The sequence below is a fragment of the Bacillus sp. OK048 genome (assembly GCF_900103525.1).
Classification (GTDB): Bacteria; Bacillota; Bacilli; order Bacillales; family Cytobacillaceae; genus Neobacillus.
This window is the reverse complement of sequence record NZ_FNHN01000006.1, coordinates 170180-190507: the sequence shown is the minus strand read 5'-3', so window position 1 is coordinate 190507 and position 20328 is coordinate 170180. Positions and strand designations below refer to the sequence as shown.

Sequence of the window (20328 nt, the reverse complement as noted above, 5' to 3'; positions counted from 1 at the left end):
ACATGCTCTCGAATGATGTAAAAGAAAAATTAATTTCTATCGTCACCAAAGAAAACTTCGATGATTCTAAAATAGAACGTTTAGTCTATTCCTATGATGCCACACCTAACTTCCAATCGATGCCGGACGCGATTGTCAGCCCGCGAAATGCAGAGGAAGTTTCTGAAATTTTAAAGCTTTGCAATGAATATAAAGTTCCGATTGTTCCGCGCGGCTCTGGGACTAACCTTTGTGCAGGAACATGCCCGACCGAGGGCGGTGTCGTCCTTCTTTTTAAACATATGAACAAAATCCTTGAAATTGATGAAGAAAACCTAACGATTACTGTCCAGCCAGGTGTCATCACACTGGATTTGATTCATGCCATCGAGGAAAAAGGTCTGTTCTATCCACCAGATCCAAGTTCGATGACAATCTCGACGATTGGCGGCAATATCAATGAGAATTCAGGCGGCCTGCGCGGCCTCAAATATGGCGTAACGCGAGATTATGTGATTGGACTTGAAGCAGTACTGGCCAATGGCGATATCATTAGAACCGGCGGAAAGCTTGCAAAGGATGTTGCCGGGTATGACTTGACACGTCTATTTGTAGGATCTGAAGGAACGCTTTGCGTGATTACCGAAGCGACCCTGAAACTGGTTCCGATGCCGGAAACCCGGAAAACGATGCTAGCCCTTTATCAAGATTTGTCGGCTGCGGCTCGTTCTGTTTCAAAGATTATTGCCAATAAAATTATTCCGACAACACTGGAATTCTTGGATCAGGCTACCTTAAAGGTAGTCGAGGATTATGCACAAATCGGACTTCCAACCGATGTTCAAGCGGTGCTGTTAATTGAGCAGGATGGGCCTCCAGAAGTAGTCGATCGCGATATGAAAAAAATCGCAGAAGTGTGCAAGCAGGAGCAGGCAGTATCGATTCAAATTGCCGCAACCGAAGAGGAAGCAATGGCGCTAAGAACCGCTAGACGTGCAGCCCTTTCAGCGATTGCCCGGTTAAAGCCAACAACTATCCTTGAGGACGCAACCGTTCCACGTTCAGAAATTGCCAATATGGTAAAAGCCATCAATGAAATTACTGAAAAATATCAGTTGACGATTTGTACTTTTGGCCATGCTGGAGATGGCAATCTCCATCCAACCTGTGCGACGGATGCACGCGACCATGAAGAAATGGAGCGAGTCGAAAAAGCCTTTGCGGAAATTTTTGAAAAGGCGATTGAATTAGGCGGAACGATTACCGGGGAACACGGAGTCGGCGCCATGAAGGCACCATATCTTGAGTGGAAGCTGAAAAAAGAAGGAATCGCGGCCATGATGGGAATTAAACAGGCATTTGATCCGAATAACATCATGAATCCTGGAAAAGTCTTTGCCAAAGACAGCAAGAAACGCGTGGTGATGACAAGATGACAACCCTACTCGAACAAGAAAAGATTCAGGAACAATTTAAAGAGCGGATGAACGAGGATGAACTGTTAAACTGTATGCGCTGCGGTTTTTGTCTGCCCACCTGCCCAACCTATATTGAATCAGGGTATAAAGAATCCCATTCGCCTCGCGGCAGAATTGCGATGATGAAAGCGGTCGTCGACGGAATCGTCGAACCCGATGAGGATTTTGAACGATCACTCGAACTCTGCCTTGGCTGCCGGGCATGTGAACCCGTCTGTCCCTCAGGTGTCAATTACGGTCACTTGTTAGAAGAAGCAAGAGATATTATCAATCAAAACAAAAAACACTCGCTGCCCGTAAGAGCGATTCGAAAAACAGTTTTTGAAGGGTTATTTCCACATCAAAACAGGATGCGTACAATGGTAGGTCTGCTTGGCCTTTATCAGCGTTCTGGAATTCAAACTCTTGCTCGCAAAGTGGGCTATTTAGGTCTTTTACCTGATAATTTAGCGACGATGGAAAAGGTGCTCCCAAAAGTACCAACCATGAAGGAAATGAAAAATAGACCAGAGCACCTGCCGTCTTTAGCGGAGAAAGTTCATAAGGTTGCTTTTTTCAGCGGCTGTTTAATGGATACAATGTTCCTGAAAACAAACGATGCCACGATGAAATTGCTGCAAGTAGCAGGCTGCGAGATCGTGATTCCTAAAGAGCAAACCTGCTGTGGTGCCTTGCACGGACACAGCGGTGAAAAGGACGCTGCAAAGGAGCTTGCCAAGAGAAATATAGCGGCCTTCGAAGATTTGGGTGCAGACTTTATTATTACCAATGCCGGCGGCTGCGGCGCTTTCCTTGTGGATTACGACCACCTTTTGAAGGATGACCCGGTTTGGTGCGAACGCGCAGCAGCTTTTAAGGCAAAAATTAAGGATATTTCTGAAATCCTCGTTGCGGTTTCTTTTCACAAAAAAGTGAAATTAGAGCTGCCGGCAACGGTGGTTACCTATCAGGATTCCTGCCATTTACGAAATGTGATGAAAACCGCATCTGCACCTAGAACACTGCTACAATCTATTCAGGGTGTGCACTATCAAGAAATGAAAGAAGCAGACCGCTGCTGCGGTTCTGCCGGAATCTACAATATCGTCGAATCAGAAATGTCGATGGTCATGCTCGACTATAAAATGGCTCAGGCAAAAGCAACCCACGCAACGACGATCGTAACAGCTAACCCTGGCTGTCTGCTGCAAATGCAGCTCGGCATCGAGCGCGAAGGCTTGACTGATAAAATGCGTGCGGTTCATATCGTAGATTTGTTAGCGGAAGCAGTGGAATAGTATAGAAAAAAGACGATTCGAGGGGGAGCGAATCGTCTTTTTGTACTATATATCTGCGATTCGAGGGGGACGAATCACCTTACTATTTGTTATGCACTTGCTTTCGCCTTATTTTTACCAACTTTTCTATTGATGAATGGAACCACCCAGCGGTCAAGACCAATACGACCTGCGTTGTATCCAGCTGTTAAGATAATGAAGCCTAAGAAAATGTCAGTCGGGTTATGAGATACCGTTCCTGCTAAGAAGAAGCTAAAGTTCATTACTAATCCAAAGAACATTGCTGCTGTTGTTAAACATCCAAGCATAAGGCCTAAACCGATTAGTGTTTCGCCCCAAGGAACGATGAAGTTGAAAACATCAATGTTTGGTAATGCAAAGCTTTCTAAGAAGTTTACATACCAGCTGTAAACCATGTTGCCATCTGGTCCTTTTACTGGATTAGCGATTGCTCCTTTTAAGAAGCCAGAAGCGTCGAAAGCACCGCTCTGTAATTTTCCTAGTCCTGCTGTGAACCATGCGTAGCCAAGATATAAACGAATAATTGTTAAAATAGCTGCAGAGATTTTATTTTCTCTTAAAAAATGATTAAACATAAAACATTCCGCCTTTCAAATTTAACTTGTTCTCTATACTTACACTATACTTGTTTTTACCATTTCGAACATTACAAATGTGAAAATGTTCACAATATGTTAAAATTGTTTTGACGGAAATATGAACACACCCAAATTTGCACATAAAGAGGATTTTATTAAAAATTATGTCGAAAATGGTCGAAAATCAATGTGTTTGTGGTCTGTCCTTTTTGTCTTAATTTTCGTAAAATGAAAGTAGCTCTCGATAATACCCATTTTTTTCACACATTCCACCCAATAAATACATAATTCGTCTTAAAATATCAGGAATCTCTACCTATTTAGTTGGGAATTTTTCAAAAATGGCTTCAAAATGTGATAAATGGTTACAATGAGAGAATTAACACAATGAAAGGGGTTATTAACATGGCTTTATCATTATCTAAAGGTCAAAAGGTTGATTTAACAAAAACAAACCCAGGTCTAACAAGAGTGGTAGTAGGTCTTGGCTGGGACACAAATAGGTACGATGGAGGAGCAGATTTCGATTTAGACGCAAGCGTTTTTCTTTTAGATTCAACTGGAAAATGCGCTTCAGACCGCGACTTCATTTTTTACAACCAACTTGAAGGTGGAAATGGTTCTGTCGTCCATACTGGTGATAACCGTACTGGTGAAGGCGAAGGCGACGATGAGCAAGTTAAAGTAAACTTAGCCAATGTTCCTGCAAACGTTCAAAAAATTTCCTTTGTTATTACGATTCATGATGCGGAAGGACGCGGACAAAACTTTGGACAAGTTTCAAATGCTTTCTGTCGCATTGTAAACGAAGACACGAACCAAGAAGTGATTCGTTATGATCTTGGTGAAGACTTCTCAGTGGAAACAGCGATCATTGTAGGTGAATTATACCGCCACAATGGTGAATGGAAATTCTCAGCAGTAGGGTCAGGTTATCAAGGTGGGCTAGCCCGTATTGCTACAGACTTTGGATTACAAGTTTAAAAAAATGAAGACAAGTGGGAAATTTCCTTCTTGTCTTCTATGTCGTTAACAAATCTTATAAGAAGGAGACTACTATAATGGGAATTCAATTATCAAAAGGTCAACGTATTGACCTGACAAAAACAAATCCAGGTTTGGTTAGAGCTATTATTGGATTAGGTTGGGATACAAATAAATATAATGGTGGATCTGACTTTGACCTGGATGCATCTGCATTCCTTGTTGATGCTAATAACCGGTGTATGAACGATTCTGACTTTGTTTTTTATAATAATCTTCAACATCCAAGTGGTTCTGTTACACATACGGGAGACAATCGTACCGGTGAAGGCGATGGAGATGATGAGCAATTGGTCATCGATTTTTCAAAGATTCCTTCTTATGTAAATAAAATTGGGATTACCGTTACCATTCATGATGCGGATCAGCGTTATCAGAATTTCGGACAGGTTTCAAATGCATTTGTTAGACTGGTTGATGAATCAACCAACATCGAGCTGCTTCGATTTGATCTTGGAGAGGATTTCTCTGTGGAAACAGCTGTAGTGGTTTGTGAACTTTATCGTCATGGAAACGACTGGAAGTTTAATGCCATTGGTAGTGGTTTCTCTGGCGGACTCGCTGCTTTGTGTAGAAACTATGGTCTACAAGTATAATAATTTTCTAGGTTTATAGAAGGAGAATTTCATAATGGACATTATTAATCAGGTACTTGCAACGTACGCTTCATTTTTTGATTGGGAGATGTGGGTTGTAGTTTTGTCCGACCCCGTTTCTTGGGGTTACATCGGTTCACTTGTCATCTTAGAAGGATTACTTTCTGCTGATAATGCATTAGTTCTAGCTGTAATGGTAAAACATCTTCCTGAAAAGCAGCGTAAAAAGGCATTAACCTACGGACTTATTGGAGCTTATTTCTTCCGTTTTATCTTCATTGGTCTTGGAATGCTTCTCATTAAGTTTTGGTGGATCAAAGTCCTCGGTGCAGCTTATTTAGCTTGGATTGTTATCAAGCATTTCTGGCTGGGTGAAAAGGATGAGGACGCAGAAGAAATGAAAAAACAAGGATGGCTAGTTCGAACATTTGGAATGTTCTGGGCAACTGTCATTTCAGTTGAAATAATGGATTTGGCTTTCTCCGCTGATAGTATTTTGGCTGCCTTTGCCGTATCCGAACAAGTATGGATTTTATTAATTGGCGGTATGCTAGGAATTTTAATGATGCGTACGGTTGCAAAGTTTTTCTTAGTCTTAATTGATAAGGTACCTGAATTAGAAACGACAGCTTTTGTCTTAATTGCGATTATTGCTGCTAAAATGTTTGCAAGTGTTTTTGGATTCCATTTGCATCACCTTGTTTTCTTTGGTCTGTTAATTTTAGCATTCCTAGGAACATTCGTTGTTCACCACTTTAATAAACAAAAATCAGCAGAAGGTGAAGTAGCTGCGACGAAAAAATAAGGCAAAAAAGAAGGACCAGGAATGTTTCTACTTTTATAAAAAGGAGAGGGAAAAATGATTCAGTTAACAAAAAAAGGCGAGTCTATTAATTTATCCAAGGATTCAACCGCTACATTTGGCGAGATCCTAGTAAACCTAAATTGGAATCAAAAGCCTAAAGCTTCCGGTGGATTTTTCTCCGCTCTCTTTGGCGGCGGCTCCCAAGCGGCAGACCTTGATTTAGGCTGTCTCTATGAATTGAAAAATGGCCAAAAAGGTTGTGTTCAAGCTTTAGGAAATGCTTTTGGCAACTTAAAATATGAGCCTTATATTCAACTCGATCACGACGATCGAACTGGCGCTTCTGTTGGCGGAGAAAACGTTAGAATAAATGGAAATAAGCTATCTGAGATTAAACGCATTCTAGTGTACACGTTCATTTATGAGGGAGCTGCCAATTGGAATGAAGTGGATGGCGTCGTAACTTTAAAATACAAGGATGGGCAAGATATTGTCGTAAAAATGGATGAGCACCGCAATGGTAAAACGATGTGTGCCATCGCCATGATTGAAAATGTTCAGGATAAAACATTTAACGTAAAAAGATTGGTTGAATATTATGATGGTCATGAAAAGATGGATCAAGCCTATCGCTGGGGCATGAGATGGACGACAGGAAGAAAATAAGTTTTGCACGTAGAAAGGGCCTGTCCAATAAGTCCCGAAAATAAAGCACGTGGAAAAAGACGATTCGCGGGGGAGCGAATCGTCTTTTTGCTACTCGTTATGAAGTTGTTTTCCCCTTACTTTTACGCTTTTTGCATGATTTGTTTTATGTTAAAGTATTAAATGCTAGTTTAGATAGCTAAACTATGTTTAGGAGGGAAAAACATGTCATTTATTAGCGATATTCAGCTACACATCCAAAATATTAAGTATTCATCCCCTACCATATACTCCGGCATCGAAATTCTCCTAGTATTAGACGGTACACTTGTTGTTGAAACAGATACATCCATGCACCAGCTAAGTGAAGATCATTTATTTGTGATTAACCGTAACCAACCATATGAAATTCGCGGTATCCAAAAAAACACGGTACTGAAAATGGGTATTCCTGATTCTTATCTATCCCACTTTTATCCTGAATATCGCTTCCATAAATTCAATTTATTTTCTCCAGAAATTGACAGAGGGAAAGAAAAGACGATTACAGAATTACGAAAGCTGCTCGCTGAAGTGATGGTCATCCATTTTCGTCAAGAAGAAGGCTATAAACTAGAGATGAGTGAAAGGATTTCTAAAATCTTACTGATCTTAATTAGACGATTTAAAGCGGATGAAACAATAGATGTCGATGTAAATGTGGAAGATGATCGATTAAAAGGAATTATTGCTTTCATTGAACAACATTATGATGAGCCGCTTACGTTAGAAGAAGTAGCAAATAAGTTTTATTTATCATTTAGTTACTTTTCACGTTATTTTAAAAAGCAATTAGGTATTGGTTTTACCCGATATATAATGAATATTCGCTTAAAACACAGCTTAAAGGATTTATTATATACAAAAGATTCCATTTCTTATATCGCATTGAAACATGGGTTCCCTAACGCAAAAGCATTTACAAATTTGTTTAAAGAAGTCTATGGGGAAAACCCCTTTTCCTATCGTGAAAAAAATGCGAAAGAGCATGTTCGTTTAGTCCAAGATTATCATATTGAAGATAAAGAAACACTTCTAAGTTCCCCTGAAATCTTAATAAAACTAAGACTTTTAATAGCACAAGGGGAAGATACAAAAACGATTAGCGATAGTGAAACAAATTTTGAATCGATAACGATTGATATCCAATCTCCTAGTAAACGGAAATTATTTCATCCAGACAATTTATTGATGATTGGTGAACTTAGAGAACTGCAAAAAGAAAGTGTACGAAATCAAGTATTATTAGCTAAAGATGGTTTGCAAATAAAATATATTGGGATACATAAACTTCTGACAGGTAGAACAATTGCTCCTGACGTAGAAACGGATGAATTAATTCCAACTACGTCACCTTATTATAATTCAGATGAAGCGATTGAATTTTTAAAATCCAATCATTTATCTTTATATGTTCATGTTAGGTATAATCGGATTGCTTCAGAGCAAGAGGCATATTTGGAAAAACTTCAAAGATTCTTTAAACACTGTATAACAATGTTTGGATGTAGGTATGTAGAATCTTGGTGCATTATGATTACTGACGCTTTAGATATATATCCAAATAAGAAGGAACTAGAAATTTTTTATTTAAAAATACACGGATTACTAAAATCAATGACCCCTAACCTTAAAATAGGAGTACATTTACCCTTCTCATTTAAAAAATCTACTATAAACAGTAATGATAATTGGATACTGCAGCAAAGTGAATATATTGATTTTATTGCATTTCAGGCAAATATACATGAAGTTATTGATTATAAAGAACTTGATGACACGAACTTTGAATTAGCAAAAACTTTTATTAAAGAAAAGACGGAGAAAGTAAAACGATATTTAAAACATTATTCCATAGAGAAACCACTTCATTTAATTACTTGGAATACGATTTCGGGTAATACGCGATATACAAATGGTACTTTTTTTCGCGGGGCTTTAGTTTTAAATGATGCGATTAGTATTTCAGATGCGATTGAAACACTCGGTTTCTGGATAAACACGGAAACCCATGAAAAGAGTTTAGATATGAATAGTATTCCATTAGAAGGTTTGGAAATGTTTCATTATTTTAACGGCAAACGCCCGGTTTATTTCGCGATGTCATTTTTCAACAGACTACAGGGGAACATAATAGCTAGAGGACCATTGTTTATTATGACAGAGAACGAAATAGGTTATCAGCTTGTACTAATGAACTCAACGATTATCAATCCTTTTTTATCAATTGAAGATACGTTTCTTCAAAAATTAATGAAAGAAATGAGAGTGACTATTAACGGTATTCCTAGTGGGACCTATCAAATTCGAAAATTTATTTTTGATAAAGATCATGGTGCGTTATATAAGCTGTGGTGGGAAAATAACAGTGAGTTTGGGATCGACCGAGAAATTATTGACTATATTACACAATCAAGTCACCCATCACTTGAAGTCTTTGATGAAAAAATCGACGGGGAATGGTCATTTTATTCTTACCTAACTGTAAATGCCATTCACTTTTTTGAAATACGAAAAGTATTCTTCTAATTCTAACCCCACTAGGGTAAAAAAAATGCGGTGAATTTTTATCTCCTATTACCAAGCGTTGAGAATTTCATGTAGGAATGAATAAAATACAACAAGAAAAGCCTCCTATTTAAAGGGGCTTTTTTTTATAATAATGAACGAAAAGGAAAACACCGGTAGTTTCCAATTTTTTCACGGTCTATTATCTACTTTTATTTGGAATTATAAAATAACCGATACGTTCTACTCAGGAGGTAGGAAACATGGAAACCAGTTATAAAGGAACGAATAAATTAATCACAGGGATTGTCTTTGGTGTTATCACGTTCTGGCTATTTGCTCAATCTTTAGTCAATGTAGTCCCTGCAGTCCAAAAAGATTTAGGAATTTCACTTGGGACATTAAACATAGGTATCAGTTTAACCGCATTATTCTCAGGTATTTTTATTGTAGCAATGGGTGGTTTAGCTGACAAAATAGGTCGAAAGAAAATTACCAATATTGGGCTCATTTTAAGTATCATTGGTTCTCTCTGTTTAGTTTTAGCGAATGGAGCAACTCTCCTTATTATTGGCCGTATTATTCAAGGTTTCTCGGCAGCATGTATTATGCCTGCAACGATTGCTTTAGTAAAAACGTATTATGAAGGGGCAGATCGTCAACGAGCACTTAGTTACTGGTCTATCGGTTCTTGGGGTGGATCTGGTGTCTGTTCATTTGCAGGTGGTTTAATTGCTACCTACTTAGGTTGGAGATGGATCTTCATTTTCTCGATTGTTTTTGCCATTCTTGGTTTGTTTTTAATTAAAGATACTCCAGAGAGCAAAGCAGAAACTTCAGGGAAATTCAAATTCGATTTTCTCGGGTTAGGTATCTTTATTATTGTCATGCTCGCATTAAACGTTTTAATCAACTACGGATCTGATTTAGGCTGGACAAGCCCACGTTCCATTATTTTGGCCGCAGTGACGGTTGTTGGGGCCATTATCTTTATTAAAGTAGAAAAAAGTAAAAAAGTGGTACTGATCGATTTCTCTTTATTTAAAAATAAGCCATATGCAGGTGCAACATTTTCAAACTTCTTGCTCAATGCGATTGCAGGTACAATGGTTGTTGCCAATACGTATGTACAAGTAGGTCGAGGATTTAGTGCCTTCCAATCAGGTATGCTATCACTTGGTTACTTAGTGGCGGTTTTAGCGATGATTCGTGTCGGAGAGAAGATTTTACAAAGAATTGGTGCTAAAAAGCCTATGATATGGGGAACCATTATTACGACAATCGGTGTCGCGATCATGGGCTTAACTTTCCTACCCGATTTACCCTATACCATTGTTGTATTTATTGGATACGCCTTATTCGGTCTGGGACTAGGGATTTATGCCACGCCATCTACTGATACTTCTGTATCAAACGCTCCATCCAATAAAGTGGGTGAAGCGGCTGGTATTTATAAAATGGCAAGTTCACTAGGCAGTGCATTTGGGGTGGCGATTTCAGCTACTATTTATGGCATCATGTCAGCAAATAGCCTAGAAATTGGGGCAACTTGGGGGATTGTTACCAATGTTATCTTTGGGGTATTAGCACTTCTTTCAATTATCTTTATGGTTCCTAAAAATGCAGGGATAGAAGATCATGAAGCAAGTGGAGATAATGTCGCATAATCTTATTTGGAGGTCATGACAATGAAAAATAAATTAATGCAAATGCTTGAAGACCGTAAAGATGAAATCATTCAGATACGCCGTCATCTTCATGAAAATCCTGAACTTTCTTTTAAAGAAGAAAAAACAAGCAAATATATTGAGGATTTTTATAAAGGCAAGGATGTACAGGTTGATACAAAAGTAGGCGGAGGTCATGGCATTATTGTCACCATTAAAGGCGGGAAACCAGGAAAAATAATTGGCCTCAGAGCGGACTTTGACGCACTTCCCATTGAAGAAGAAACAGATGTACCGTTCAAATCAAAAAATCCTGGTGTCATGCATGCCTGTGGACATGATGGTCATACAGCTTACCTGCTCGTTCTTGCAGACTGTTTAATTCAATTAAAAGCTGAAATCCCTGGTACGATCAAAATTGTCCATCAACCCGCTGAGGAAGTTCCGCCAGGTGGAGCAATCGGCATGATTGAATCTGGTTTATTAGATGATTTAGACAATATTTTCGGTATTCACCTATTACCACTTGGACCATCTGGTTTAGTTGGATATAACAGTGGTTATGTATTCCCAGGCCGTGCCTACTTTAAGGTAAAAGTCCAAGGTGTCGGCGGACATGGTTCCTCCCCACATTTGGCGAATGACTCTATCGTTGCAGGGGCACACTTTGTCACCGCGGTTCAAACCGTGGTGAGCCGCCGGTTAAATCCATTTGCTATGGGTGTCGTCACCATTGGTTCATTTGATGGAAAGGGAACCTTTAATGTCATTAAAGATAGCATTGAAATCGAGGGCGACGTTCGCGCAATGACGGACGAAACGCAGGAAACGATTGAGCGAGAAATTCGCCGCATCGCAAAAGGAATTGAAGAAGAATTCAATGTTAAGTGCGAGGTAACCTATACACCTGACTATCCGCCAGTTTATAATGATCCTGAAGTGACGGAAATGGTAGCTTCTTACTTAAAAAAGGCAAACGATAAAGACATTGCGGAGGTTCAAGAATTTCCTCCAATGTCTCCATCAGAGGACTTTGCCCATTATGCGAAAAAAATCCCAGCATGCTTCTTCTACATTTGCTGTACACCAAAAGGGGTTGAAAAACCATACTTCAACCACCATCCTAAATTTGATATTGATGAAGATGCCCTTTTAGTCGCAGCAAAAGCAGTCGGAACGGTCGTTTGTGGATATTACAATATGGACTAAAGAAGAAACGACAAGGACCATGTTAGTGGATAACATGGTCCTTGTTATTTCGGTACCATTCAATCGTTCTCCTCAAACCCGATTCAAAGTCATACACCGGTTTCCAACCCAACAGATCTCTGGCCTTTTTCGCAGATAGGTATTGATTGCTTTCGTTGCTCATTTGTTTTAGAATCATCGGCTGTAAATCACTGTTCATGTTTTTCAAGATTCGCTCCACCACTTCCAAAATGGTAAGCGGGGTTTCATAACTGAAATGAAAGGCTTCACCAGCAAACCGCTCGATTTTTTCTGCTGCCAGCAAATGTGCCATAACCGCATCCTCTATATAAAAAAAGTCCCTGACAGAGCTGCCTTCACTGTGAAGCACTGGCGGTTTACTTTTTAAAACAGATTGTATCGTTTGTGGGATGAGTCTAGTAAAATTCAAATCACCGCCCCCAAATAAATTCCCGCAGCGAACAATACATACCGGCAGCTGATACGTATGAAAATAGCTAGTTGCAAGCAGATCAGCACAGCTTTTTGAAACATTATAGGGATGTCTGCCAAGTAAGGGCATGGATTCGACATAGGGGGGAATGGCCAAATCACCGTACACTTTTTCGCTCGAAGTGACGATCACGCTTTTAACAGAAGCTTGCCGACAAGCCTCCAACACATTCCAAGTTCCACGGATATTGGTTTCAAAGGCAGCCATAGGATTTAGATGAGCTTCCCCGACAACTGCCAGGGCTGCCATATGAAAAACAGTATCAATCCGATTGTCAACCAAGGCTTGTTTAATCACATCGAAATCCCCCAAGCTGCCATAAACATTATTCATTCCTTGGAACGACGGAGGTTTTCTAACCAACCCCGTTACATTTGCCCCTAATCGAAGCAATTCCTGTACCATATGTCTTCCGACAAAACCTGTACAGCCTGTCACTAATACGTTTTTATTGTTCCAGCCATGCATGTCTATCAAGCCTCTCTAATGCAGAATCCCTGAACAGTACTCCTACCCTGCTTAGAAATTACCCATTCCATTTGAGCTTTATTTCTAGCAAACTGAAAATCTCCTTGATCAACAAGGATGCCAAAGTACAAACCTATTTTCGCGATAAGCACTGGCAGAACATTGATTTCTTGCTTGGTTAAACCGCCATACCCCTTCAGAAATTCCTTTCCCAACTCTTCGTTATGCTGTTGGATTAAAAAGAAGTAAAGGGCATAGGCAACGTCAAATATTCGTTCTCCCCGCTGTAAGGTATCAAAATCCATAAAACATTGAACCTCGCCATTCTGGTTATACAGTTGATTCCACGGATTCCAATCACCATGAATAATCGTCTTTGGAAGATTACTTGTATCTATGGCATGCTGATTCATCAACGCATAAAATTCTTCAAATTCACTATTCTCATGACTCGCTTCTGTATGCCCATTTTCCTTTAACTCATGCATAAGCGATAAAGGATCAAGCTGATAATACTGATACCCTCCAGTAGACTTCAGACTTTCTTTGACACTTATTAGGTTTTGATGGATCTTGCGAAGCATTTTTCCACTATGATAGGCTTGAAGCGGGATCCATTGAAAAGGAGCCGCCTCTATAAACGGAGTAACTTGAACCAAATAATCCTTATACCTTGCGTAAGGATGACCATCACGATTCAAGACAGGGAGCAACGCTGGTAAACCTTCCTTCGAAAGCATTGAAATAATCCCATAAGCATGCTGCAACCGCTTTAGTTCCATATTCACAAGGAAGATTCGCACAACATATTTGCCCTTGTTGGTACGTATCTTTAGATTCACATTAATATAACCCCCACTAAGAATGTCCTCCACCTCAACCAAATGGCCAATTTCAAATTCCTTGCAAAGTCGTCTAAGGTCTTTCACGGCAGTTCCTCCCTTCTTTCGACCTACCAATACTTATTTAAATCCTCCTGTGTTGCAAATCCATCAAAGCTAGGCTCCAATTGCTTAACCATCTTCACAAGCTTAGTGATTATATCTTGATAAATCGTAAACACCATCGGGGTATTTTCGTGTGTTTCATGGATAACTTCTGCACGATTATCACGATTAATGACTCTAACACCGCTAAAATGATAAAAGATAAGCGGACTTTGGTCGATCCATACATGACCATCTTTTTCTGTAAACGTATATTTTTGATAATTCCAGATCCCAACATTTACGCCAGCTGTTGTAATATCACAGATGTTGGCAAATAATTGCGGCATCTCATTTAAATATTTTTGATCACCAAAAATTCCTTTGCGCGGGTCGATATTACAAGCCTCCAAGGTCTTTTCTCTCCACCAGGCTAAACATGCCAGCCCCATCTCATCATGCTTAAAGCTGATAAAGCCTGAATTGTATTCTCCCGTTAACCTTGTTAATCTTTTGATAAATTTCTGTCCCCATTCTGGCCTGTATTTTTCTTCCCGTGATAATAAAACAGAGCAATCTGGCTGCGCTTTAAAAATCAATTCAGGGTCTTCCCAAAAGTATAAATCTGAATCCATAAACGTTACCCGCGAGGATTTTGCATATTTTTTAAGAACCGTTTCCAACCATAGTGCTTTCAATGACCAGCAGTATTCATGGATTCTCCGTTCCTTTTTAAGAGCTACAATATCCTCACCCAGTTCTTCATCCCGTGAAACAATGACCGAATCCCAATTCATTTTTTCCAGCAGATCGTACGTTTCTTTATCGACACAGAGAACATGAAAACGAAATTTTCCCGCTCTAACTTTAGTAAGAGAGACAATAAGCGCAAGAAACTGATACAATCTACTCTTCGTCATGATCGTGCAGTAGACACTTTCCAACCTAAATCACCTCAATTTCTACTCTAATTCTGCTAATTTAATGGTTTTGATCAGCTTATCGATATCAATGACAATCGGATCTTTATGAGTGCTGCGGTCTGTCTCCGGTGGTACCTCTTCCCCAATTAATCCATAATAATCAAGTTCCATGTGATTGCTTATGATATGAAAGCATGGCATTAAATAGGTGGGTGTAAACAACTCCACTACCTTGGTTCCTGGGTTACAAAAGATAAGGTTCGTAAGCCCAGCCCCATGCGGAGAGACGATGACTTCTGCAGTGTTAAATAGCTCAATTTTTTCAATAAATGACAAGGTAGATAATGTAACCATCTTAAATCCGTATTTTTCTAAAACAGAAAATACCTCTTTTTCATTCACTACCTTCCGATGTGGTGCATCCTCGCGACTGATATAAATTCGTTTCTCGTGACTTTTTTTTCGAATCTGAACCTTTGCTAAAAATTCATTTCTTAGAAACTGACAGACATTTTTCGGTACATGGGCGGTGTAGCCTGCCATAGAAGAAACAATTACTTGCTTGGCTAAAATATGCGTATCCGGTTGACATTCAATCAGCATGTCTTTTGCAATCCCAAGCAATTGCAAGCTTTCATCCTGAAATTGACAATACTCCTCTTTATAATGGATACCGCGATTGATGACAATTCGATCGTAGGCTATTCCACTTTTACGCAGTAATTCCAACCGTGGCAAAACATCAAACATCCAATGGAAGTAATTGAAGCTAACTTGAAAGGTGATCACAGCTAAGGTTTCAATGGTATAGGTAATCGGGGAAAGTTCTTTTAGATTAAAAATGTGATGCTTTGTAGGAGTTAGATTATACTCAAACGAAACATCCCACAGCAGCTTATTATCAGGTGTGATGACACTTCCGTTCCTTCCCCAGACACGTCCCCAAGGAATACATGCCACAAATTGCCTAGGAATTTGGGGATGATACTGCCAGTTAATGGCTTCGACTCCCTTTGGCTCGTTCTTCATCACGGTCCGCTGGATCGGAATTCTTTTATACATAGCAGTGCCGGTCTTATCATCGAAATTGGAGATAAAATCGACTGTCCGACCGTAGTAACCTCTAGGGGGATCTATTTTCATTTACGTTCACCACCTTCATTCCAATATCTATTCAAATCCCGCTGCTCTACAAATCCAGTAAAGGTGGGATCTATTTTTTCCACTAGCTCAATTGCCTCGTCAACCGCTTCACCATAAAGTTGATAGAGGAATATTCGTCTCTTACTCACTCGATTAACCGATTGAATATTGCCTTTGGCTGTTACTCGTAAACCACTAAAATGATAAAAAATGAGCCAATGATCATCGATTTTAATGGTTCCATCTGCTTGTGAAAACTGATACTTCAACTCATTCCAGGGGCCAATATTGATGCCAAATGTCGTGATGTCGCAAATCGCAGGAAACAAACCTGGGAGCTCGTCTAAATATTTTTGATCCCCAAAAAGGCCTTCTGCTGGATCAATCCTGCAGTCTTCCAAGCATTTTTCCTTCCACCAGCCAACAGCATTGCGGCCAATTTCATCCTGTTTAAAAGAGATAAATCCAGAATTGTATATACCCGTTATCTTACTTCTCTGTTGAATGGCTTGGTTGGCTCTAGGACTATATTTTTCCTCAATAGAGAGCAGTACCGAACAGTCTGGATGCTTTTTAAAAACTTGTCTTGGGTCCCCCAGAAAATACAAATCCGAGTCCAAATAAGTAATCATGTTGACGGCTGGATACTTCCGGAGCACATAGTCACAGATTACCGGCTTTAATGTCCAACAATACTCATGAACCTTTCGTTCATTCTTTAGCGAGACAATCCGGTTTGGTAATTTTTTTTCCGGGATCAGCTTTGAATTTTTCCATTTCATTTTTTTCAAAAGTGTAAACGTTTCTTCATCAATGCAATGAATAAAGAGGTAAAAATCGTCACCCATCACCTTTTTTAGCGAGGTAAGTAAGGCTAGACCTTGATAAAGCCTCGTTTTGGATAAAATCGTGCAAAAGTAGTACCTCATTTTAGCTTCGGATTCCATGCAATGTTCCCTTGCTCCCACATCTGATTGACGTCTAACACATTTTTATACGTATCAATGGCTGTCCAAAATCCATCATGCAAATAGACAGACAACTGACGGTCTTCGGTTAATTTTTTCAACGGTTCTTCTTCAAAAGTGCAATGGGGTTCATCCTTTAAATAGTGGAATACCTCTGGAGTTAACACAAAATATCCCCCATTAATAATTCCTTCTGTCTGCGTTTTCTCTTCAAAGGATTCCGCCAGCCCCTTTTGAACGGATAGCGTACCAAATTGACTTTTCCTCTTGGTGCCTGTCACCGTTGCTATAGTTCCCTTTGTCTTGTGGAATTTGACCAACTCGTGTAAATTTACATCCGATAGGCCATCACCATACGTTAAAAGGAAGCTTTCATCCCCAATTAATTTCTGGGCCATTTTGATTCTTCCACCCGTCATCGTATTAACACCGGTTTCAAGAAAAGTAATCTTCCATTTCTCTTTTTGACCTAAGATATTAATTTCTCCAGTAGAGGAATCCATCGTAAAACTATTGTTCTTCCATTCATAGTCCATAAAATATTCCTTGATTTTCTCACCCTTGTACCCAAGTAATAAAACAAACTCATTGAATCCATAATTCTGATAAATTTTCATGATATGCCAAAGAATCGGCTTGTCCCCTATTACCGCCAGTGGTTTCGGAAGGTCATTGGTGATTTCACTCATTCTCGTGCCTTTTCCTCCGCAAAGTATAACGACTTTCATGGTTTTCCCCCCTTCGGTTTGTTAGCTTTTTGAATACTCCTCGATTTGCTGTAAGCAGATTGTCTTTACGTCCCCTTGTGCTAAGTATTCCTTTGTCCATTCCACACTTTTATTAATCGCTTGCTCCACATTCCATTTCGGAAACCAGCCTAATAAGGATTTCGCCTTCGAACAATCCAGCCGTAAATAATGCGCCTCATGTGGATGTTGACCGCTATCCATTTCATAGGAAGCATTGTTTCCCCATTTAGAGCAAATTTGTTTCACAATCCAATCCACTGTTTTTCCATCGCCATCATCCGGACCGAAATTCCATCCTTCGGCAAATCGTGTTCCATGTGCGTATAAGTTCTCCGCTAATATCAGATACCCGCTCAAAGGATCCAAAACATGCTGCCATGGCCGAATCGCGTGCGGGTTGCGGATTTTCACTTTTCCGCCCGAGCTTAGCGTCCGAAAGCAATCCGGCAGCAAACGATCCGGAGCCCAATCCCCGCCGCCAATCACATTTCCAGCTCGCGCGCTAGCAAGACCAACACCATTTTGAAAAAAAGAATTTCGATAGGCATCGGTGACAAGTTCTGAACAGGCTTTGCTATTGGAATACGGGTCATAGCCGCCAAGTACATCGGTTTCCCGATATCCCCATGGCCACTCTTTATTGCTATAGCATTTGTCTGTCGTAACATTTACTACCGCTTTGATGGTGATCCCCTTTTTGACGGCCATTCTTACTGCCTCCAATAGATGAACAGTACCCATTACATTGGTTTCGTACGTTTCCACCGGATTGAGGTAAGAAGCTCGTACCAGCGGCTGTGCCGCCATATGAATCACAATCTCTGGCTTCGCTGCCAGCAACGCTTTTTGAAGTGTATCTTGGTCGCGAATATCGGCATAGTGTGTGGGGATGTGCTGCTCCAACTGACATAACTCAAATAGACTGGGAGTAGTCGGCGGCTTTAAACTATATCCGGTTATGTTTGCACCTAACGAATGCAGCCATAAGCACAGCCAGGATCCCTTAAAGCCAGTATGACCAGTCACAAAAACATTTTTATTTCTCCAAAAATCCGTATTTACCATCTTCTAATTCCTCTCTCTTCTTTTTGGACAATCCCCGTTGAATCCTTAAACATACTATGATTCATTGAAAAAAGAGTTTGGACAAATGACCGGTATACCTTATTTTTCTTGACGAAGTGGGTATCAAATAAGCTGGATGAAGGACATTTGCTTCGGTTTTGTGCTGGGGTTGTCCTTCATACGCTGGATGAAGGACATTTGCTTCGGTTTTGTGCTGGGGTTTGTCCTTCATACGCTGGATGAAGGACATTTGTTTCGGTTTTATGCTGGGGTTTGTCCTTCATACCCCGGATGAAGGACATTTGTTTCGGTTTTGTGCTGGGGTTTGTCCTTCATACCCCGGATGAAGGACATTTGTTTCGGTTTTTTGTTAGGGTTTGTCCTTCATACCCCGGATGAAGGACATTTCTTCCGGTTTTATGCTGGGGTTTGTCCTTCATACCCCGGATGACTATAGTAATCTTCGATATAACGCTAACTGCCTTTGTGCCGTAACCTCCCAGGTAAAATTAGCTCTGACATGTAGTGCACTATCCAGGCCCATCTTTATGACTTGCCCAGGATTAGATAGAAGTTTAACAATCTGCCAAGTCAGTTCATCTACCACCCGTTCTGGATGAATAAGGATGCCCGTTTTCCCGTGTTCAATGATTTCTGGAATGCCACCTGAATTTGTCGCAATTACAGGAGTGCCTACTGCCATCGCCTCGACATTCACAAGTCCGAACGGTTCAGCGACCGAAGGAACTAGCAGCAAATCCGCCATTTGAAACCATGTGTGAATCTCATCGTGAGTAATAAAAGGATTAAAAATCACATGACCATTCACCTTCTCTGCGAGCTCCTGCAACCGCGATTCATATGCTCTAGTCTCAGAGGTAGGTGCAAGGGAACTGCCGGCAATAATAAGCATAATCGACGGATCCGCTTTAATGAGTGCCGGCATCGCCTTGAAAATATGGTGTACGCCTTTTTTTTCAATCAGCCGGCCAACAAAAAGGAGAACTTTTCTATCGGTTACACCCCATTCTTTTCTCAACCGCGCCACATTTGCTTTTGATTCCTGGTGCCATTTAGGCTGAAATTGATCAACATCCACCCCTAAATGGTTAACCGTAATCTTTGACGAAGAACATAAAGTTTCTTTTACCATATGATTCTTTAAAAAATGACTATTGACGATTATCGCATCAGCCGCCTCTAGGCATATCATCAATTCCTCTTTGCCAATATGCGGTCGTGACATAAACAAAGTAGACTGAAGCACTAATACAATCTTAGTCTTCGGCATCGCTAAACGGACCACTCTTGCCAATCGCGGGCGATTTTCAATATGGATAATATCCGGCTTTACCTCCTGCAGGCACTCAATTGTTTGATTTATATATGGATTGCTCTTCGAGGACAGATAACGATAGAAAGTAATCGAACCCCTCTCCTCGAAGGCCGGCTGATTACTAAACAGCTTACCAAACAGCGTTACATCTGCCTCTGCTTGGAAAAGCTCCGCCAGTTTCACCATCAACATCTCAATCGAACTAGATCTTCTACCACCAATCGGGAAAGTACCTGGTGAAACCATCGCCACCTTTATCCTTCTCCCCATACCTCCACCCCTTTTCCATAACAGACGATCACTCTAGTTTATTCTTATGAGTACAGAATGGTGTGGACAAGGTGCTCAATCATGACAAAATTCGATGAATTTCCCGGGAAACTTTCCGAACCCTTTTGAAAAACGAACTAT

Annotated in this window: 17 protein-coding genes and 1 pseudogene; 9 read left to right on the top strand and 9 right to left on the bottom strand. The window is 40.2% G+C overall.

Annotation, left to right across the window (positions count from 1 at the left end; all coding sequences use genetic code 11):
- Positions 1-2: 2 nt before the first annotated feature.
- Together glcD and BLR86_RS12990 are read left to right on the top strand one after the other, a co-directional pair.
- Positions 3-1415 carry a glycolate oxidase subunit GlcD gene (gene glcD, locus BLR86_RS12995; protein ID WP_090762051.1) on the top strand — a complete coding sequence of 471 codons (1413 nt, stop codon included), beginning with the start codon at positions 3-5 and terminating at the stop codon, positions 1413-1415.
- Complete coding sequence (locus tag BLR86_RS12990; RefSeq protein WP_090762049.1) at positions 1412-2734, top strand: (Fe-S)-binding protein; 1323 nt, start codon at positions 1412-1414, stop codon at positions 2732-2734. The genes glcD and BLR86_RS12990 overlap by 4 nt, the downstream gene beginning before the upstream one ends.
- Positions 2735-2823: 89 nt before the next feature.
- Here BLR86_RS12990 and BLR86_RS12985 read toward each other — a convergent pair whose 3' ends face one another.
- On the bottom strand, positions 2824-3330 hold the full coding sequence (locus BLR86_RS12985) for a DoxX family protein (RefSeq protein ID WP_090762047.1): 507 nt from the start codon (positions 3328-3330) through the stop codon (positions 2824-2826).
- Between the two features lie 408 nt (positions 3331-3738).
- On the opposite strand from BLR86_RS12985, the gene BLR86_RS12980 reads away from it, so the two are divergent.
- The 7 genes and pseudogenes from BLR86_RS12980 (at position 3739) to BLR86_RS12950 (ending at position 11846) form a co-directional block, all read left to right on the top strand.
- Positions 3739-4317: a TerD family protein gene (locus BLR86_RS12980; protein WP_090762044.1), complete on the top strand. Its 579-nt coding sequence runs from the start codon at positions 3739-3741 to the stop codon at positions 4315-4317.
- Positions 4318-4394: 77 nt separating this feature from the next.
- Positions 4395-4973 carry a TerD family protein gene (locus BLR86_RS12975; protein WP_090762042.1) on the top strand — a complete coding sequence of 193 codons (579 nt, stop codon included), beginning with the start codon at positions 4395-4397 and terminating at the stop codon, positions 4971-4973.
- 34 nt (positions 4974-5007) lie between these two features.
- A complete protein-coding gene (locus tag BLR86_RS12970) occupies positions 5008-5778 on the top strand; it encodes a TerC family protein (RefSeq protein WP_090762040.1) in 771 nt (256 codons plus the stop codon).
- A 51-nt stretch (positions 5779-5829) separates the two neighbouring features.
- Positions 5830-6444: pseudogene (locus BLR86_RS12965) on the top strand (Tellurium resistance); the annotation flags it as partial.
- A 204-nt stretch (positions 6445-6648) separates the two neighbouring features.
- Entirely contained in the window at positions 6649-8991 is a 2343-nt protein-coding gene (locus BLR86_RS12960; RefSeq protein WP_090762036.1) for a helix-turn-helix domain-containing protein, read from the top strand.
- 242 nt (positions 8992-9233) lie between these two features.
- Positions 9234-10637, top strand: coding sequence for an MFS transporter (locus tag BLR86_RS12955; protein ID WP_090762034.1), 1404 nt, complete (start codon positions 9234-9236; stop codon positions 10635-10637).
- A gap of 21 nt (positions 10638-10658) precedes the next feature.
- Positions 10659-11846 carry an amidohydrolase gene (locus BLR86_RS12950; RefSeq protein WP_090762032.1) on the top strand — a complete coding sequence of 396 codons (1188 nt, stop codon included), beginning with the start codon at positions 10659-10661 and terminating at the stop codon, positions 11844-11846.
- Positions 11847-11868: 22 nt separating this feature from the next.
- On the opposite strand, the gene BLR86_RS12945 is transcribed toward BLR86_RS12950, so the two are convergent.
- From BLR86_RS12945 to BLR86_RS12910, 8 genes are all read right to left on the bottom strand, one after another.
- Complete coding sequence (locus BLR86_RS12945; RefSeq protein ID WP_090762030.1) at positions 11869-12807, bottom strand: NAD-dependent epimerase/dehydratase family protein; 939 nt, start codon at positions 12805-12807, stop codon at positions 11869-11871.
- A 5-nt stretch (positions 12808-12812) separates the two neighbouring features.
- Positions 12813-13736 carry a phosphotransferase gene (locus BLR86_RS12940; RefSeq protein ID WP_175492882.1) on the bottom strand — a complete coding sequence of 308 codons (924 nt, stop codon included), beginning with the start codon at positions 13734-13736 and terminating at the stop codon, positions 12813-12815.
- 23 nt (positions 13737-13759) lie between these two features.
- A complete protein-coding gene (locus BLR86_RS12935; protein ID WP_254782322.1) occupies positions 13760-14653 on the bottom strand; it encodes a putative nucleotide-diphospho-sugar transferase in 894 nt (297 codons plus the stop codon).
- Positions 14654-14695: 42 nt separating this feature from the next.
- On the bottom strand, positions 14696-15799 hold the full coding sequence (locus tag BLR86_RS12930) for a glycosyltransferase family 61 protein (protein ID WP_090762024.1): 1104 nt from the start codon (positions 15797-15799) through the stop codon (positions 14696-14698).
- The gene (locus BLR86_RS12925; RefSeq protein ID WP_090762022.1) at positions 15796-16746 is read right to left on the bottom strand and encodes a putative nucleotide-diphospho-sugar transferase; all 951 of its coding nucleotides are present in this window, start codon (positions 16744-16746) and stop codon (positions 15796-15798) included. Before BLR86_RS12925 ends, BLR86_RS12930 begins: the two co-directional genes overlap by 4 nt.
- On the bottom strand, positions 16725-17495 hold the full coding sequence (locus tag BLR86_RS12920; RefSeq protein WP_090762020.1) for a sugar phosphate nucleotidyltransferase: 771 nt from the start codon (positions 17493-17495) through the stop codon (positions 16725-16727). Before BLR86_RS12920 ends, BLR86_RS12925 begins: the two co-directional genes overlap by 22 nt.
- A 21-nt stretch (positions 17496-17516) precedes the next feature.
- Positions 17517-18581: a CDP-glucose 4,6-dehydratase gene (rfbG, locus tag BLR86_RS12915; RefSeq protein ID WP_090762018.1), complete on the bottom strand. Its 1065-nt coding sequence runs from the start codon at positions 18579-18581 to the stop codon at positions 17517-17519.
- Between the two features lie 451 nt (positions 18582-19032).
- The gene (locus BLR86_RS12910; protein ID WP_090762016.1) at positions 19033-20187 is read right to left on the bottom strand and encodes a glycosyltransferase family 4 protein; all 1155 of its coding nucleotides are present in this window, start codon (positions 20185-20187) and stop codon (positions 19033-19035) included.
- Between the last annotated feature and the right edge of the window lie 141 nt (positions 20188-20328).

Excerpts from the sequence above, each read along its gene's own strand:
- glcD (WP_090762051.1), top strand. The coding sequence starts at position 3 with ATGCTCTCGAATGATGTAAAAGAAAAATTAATTTCTATCGTCACCAAA.
- BLR86_RS12990 (WP_090762049.1), top strand. The coding sequence starts at position 1,412 with ATGACAACCCTACTCGAACAAGAAAAGATTCAGGAACAATTTAAAGAG.
- BLR86_RS12985 (WP_090762047.1), bottom strand. The coding sequence starts at position 3,330 with ATGTTTAATCATTTTTTAAGAGAAAATAAAATCTCTGCAGCTATTTTA.
- BLR86_RS12980 (WP_090762044.1), top strand. The coding sequence starts at position 3,739 with ATGGCTTTATCATTATCTAAAGGTCAAAAGGTTGATTTAACAAAAACA.
- BLR86_RS12975 (WP_090762042.1), top strand. The coding sequence starts at position 4,395 with ATGGGAATTCAATTATCAAAAGGTCAACGTATTGACCTGACAAAAACA.
- BLR86_RS12970 (WP_090762040.1), top strand. The coding sequence starts at position 5,008 with ATGGACATTATTAATCAGGTACTTGCAACGTACGCTTCATTTTTTGAT.
- BLR86_RS12960 (WP_090762036.1), top strand. The coding sequence starts at position 6,649 with ATGTCATTTATTAGCGATATTCAGCTACACATCCAAAATATTAAGTAT.
- BLR86_RS12955 (WP_090762034.1), top strand. The coding sequence starts at position 9,234 with ATGGAAACCAGTTATAAAGGAACGAATAAATTAATCACAGGGATTGTC.
- BLR86_RS12950 (WP_090762032.1), top strand. The coding sequence starts at position 10,659 with ATGAAAAATAAATTAATGCAAATGCTTGAAGACCGTAAAGATGAAATC.
- BLR86_RS12945 (WP_090762030.1), bottom strand. The coding sequence starts at position 12,807 with ATGCATGGCTGGAACAATAAAAACGTATTAGTGACAGGCTGTACAGGT.
- BLR86_RS12935 (WP_254782322.1), bottom strand. The coding sequence starts at position 14,653 with ATGACGAAGAGTAGATTGTATCAGTTTCTTGCGCTTATTGTCTCTCTT.
- BLR86_RS12930 (WP_090762024.1), bottom strand. The coding sequence starts at position 15,799 with ATGAAAATAGATCCCCCTAGAGGTTACTACGGTCGGACAGTCGATTTT.
- BLR86_RS12925 (WP_090762022.1), bottom strand. The coding sequence starts at position 16,746 with ATGGAATCCGAAGCTAAAATGAGGTACTACTTTTGCACGATTTTATCC.
- BLR86_RS12920 (WP_090762020.1), bottom strand. The coding sequence starts at position 17,495 with ATGAAAGTCGTTATACTTTGCGGAGGAAAAGGCACGAGAATGAGTGAA.
- rfbG (WP_090762018.1), bottom strand. The coding sequence starts at position 18,581 with ATGGTAAATACGGATTTTTGGAGAAATAAAAATGTTTTTGTGACTGGT.
- BLR86_RS12910 (WP_090762016.1), bottom strand. The coding sequence starts at position 20,187 with ATGGGGAGAAGGATAAAGGTGGCGATGGTTTCACCAGGTACTTTCCCG.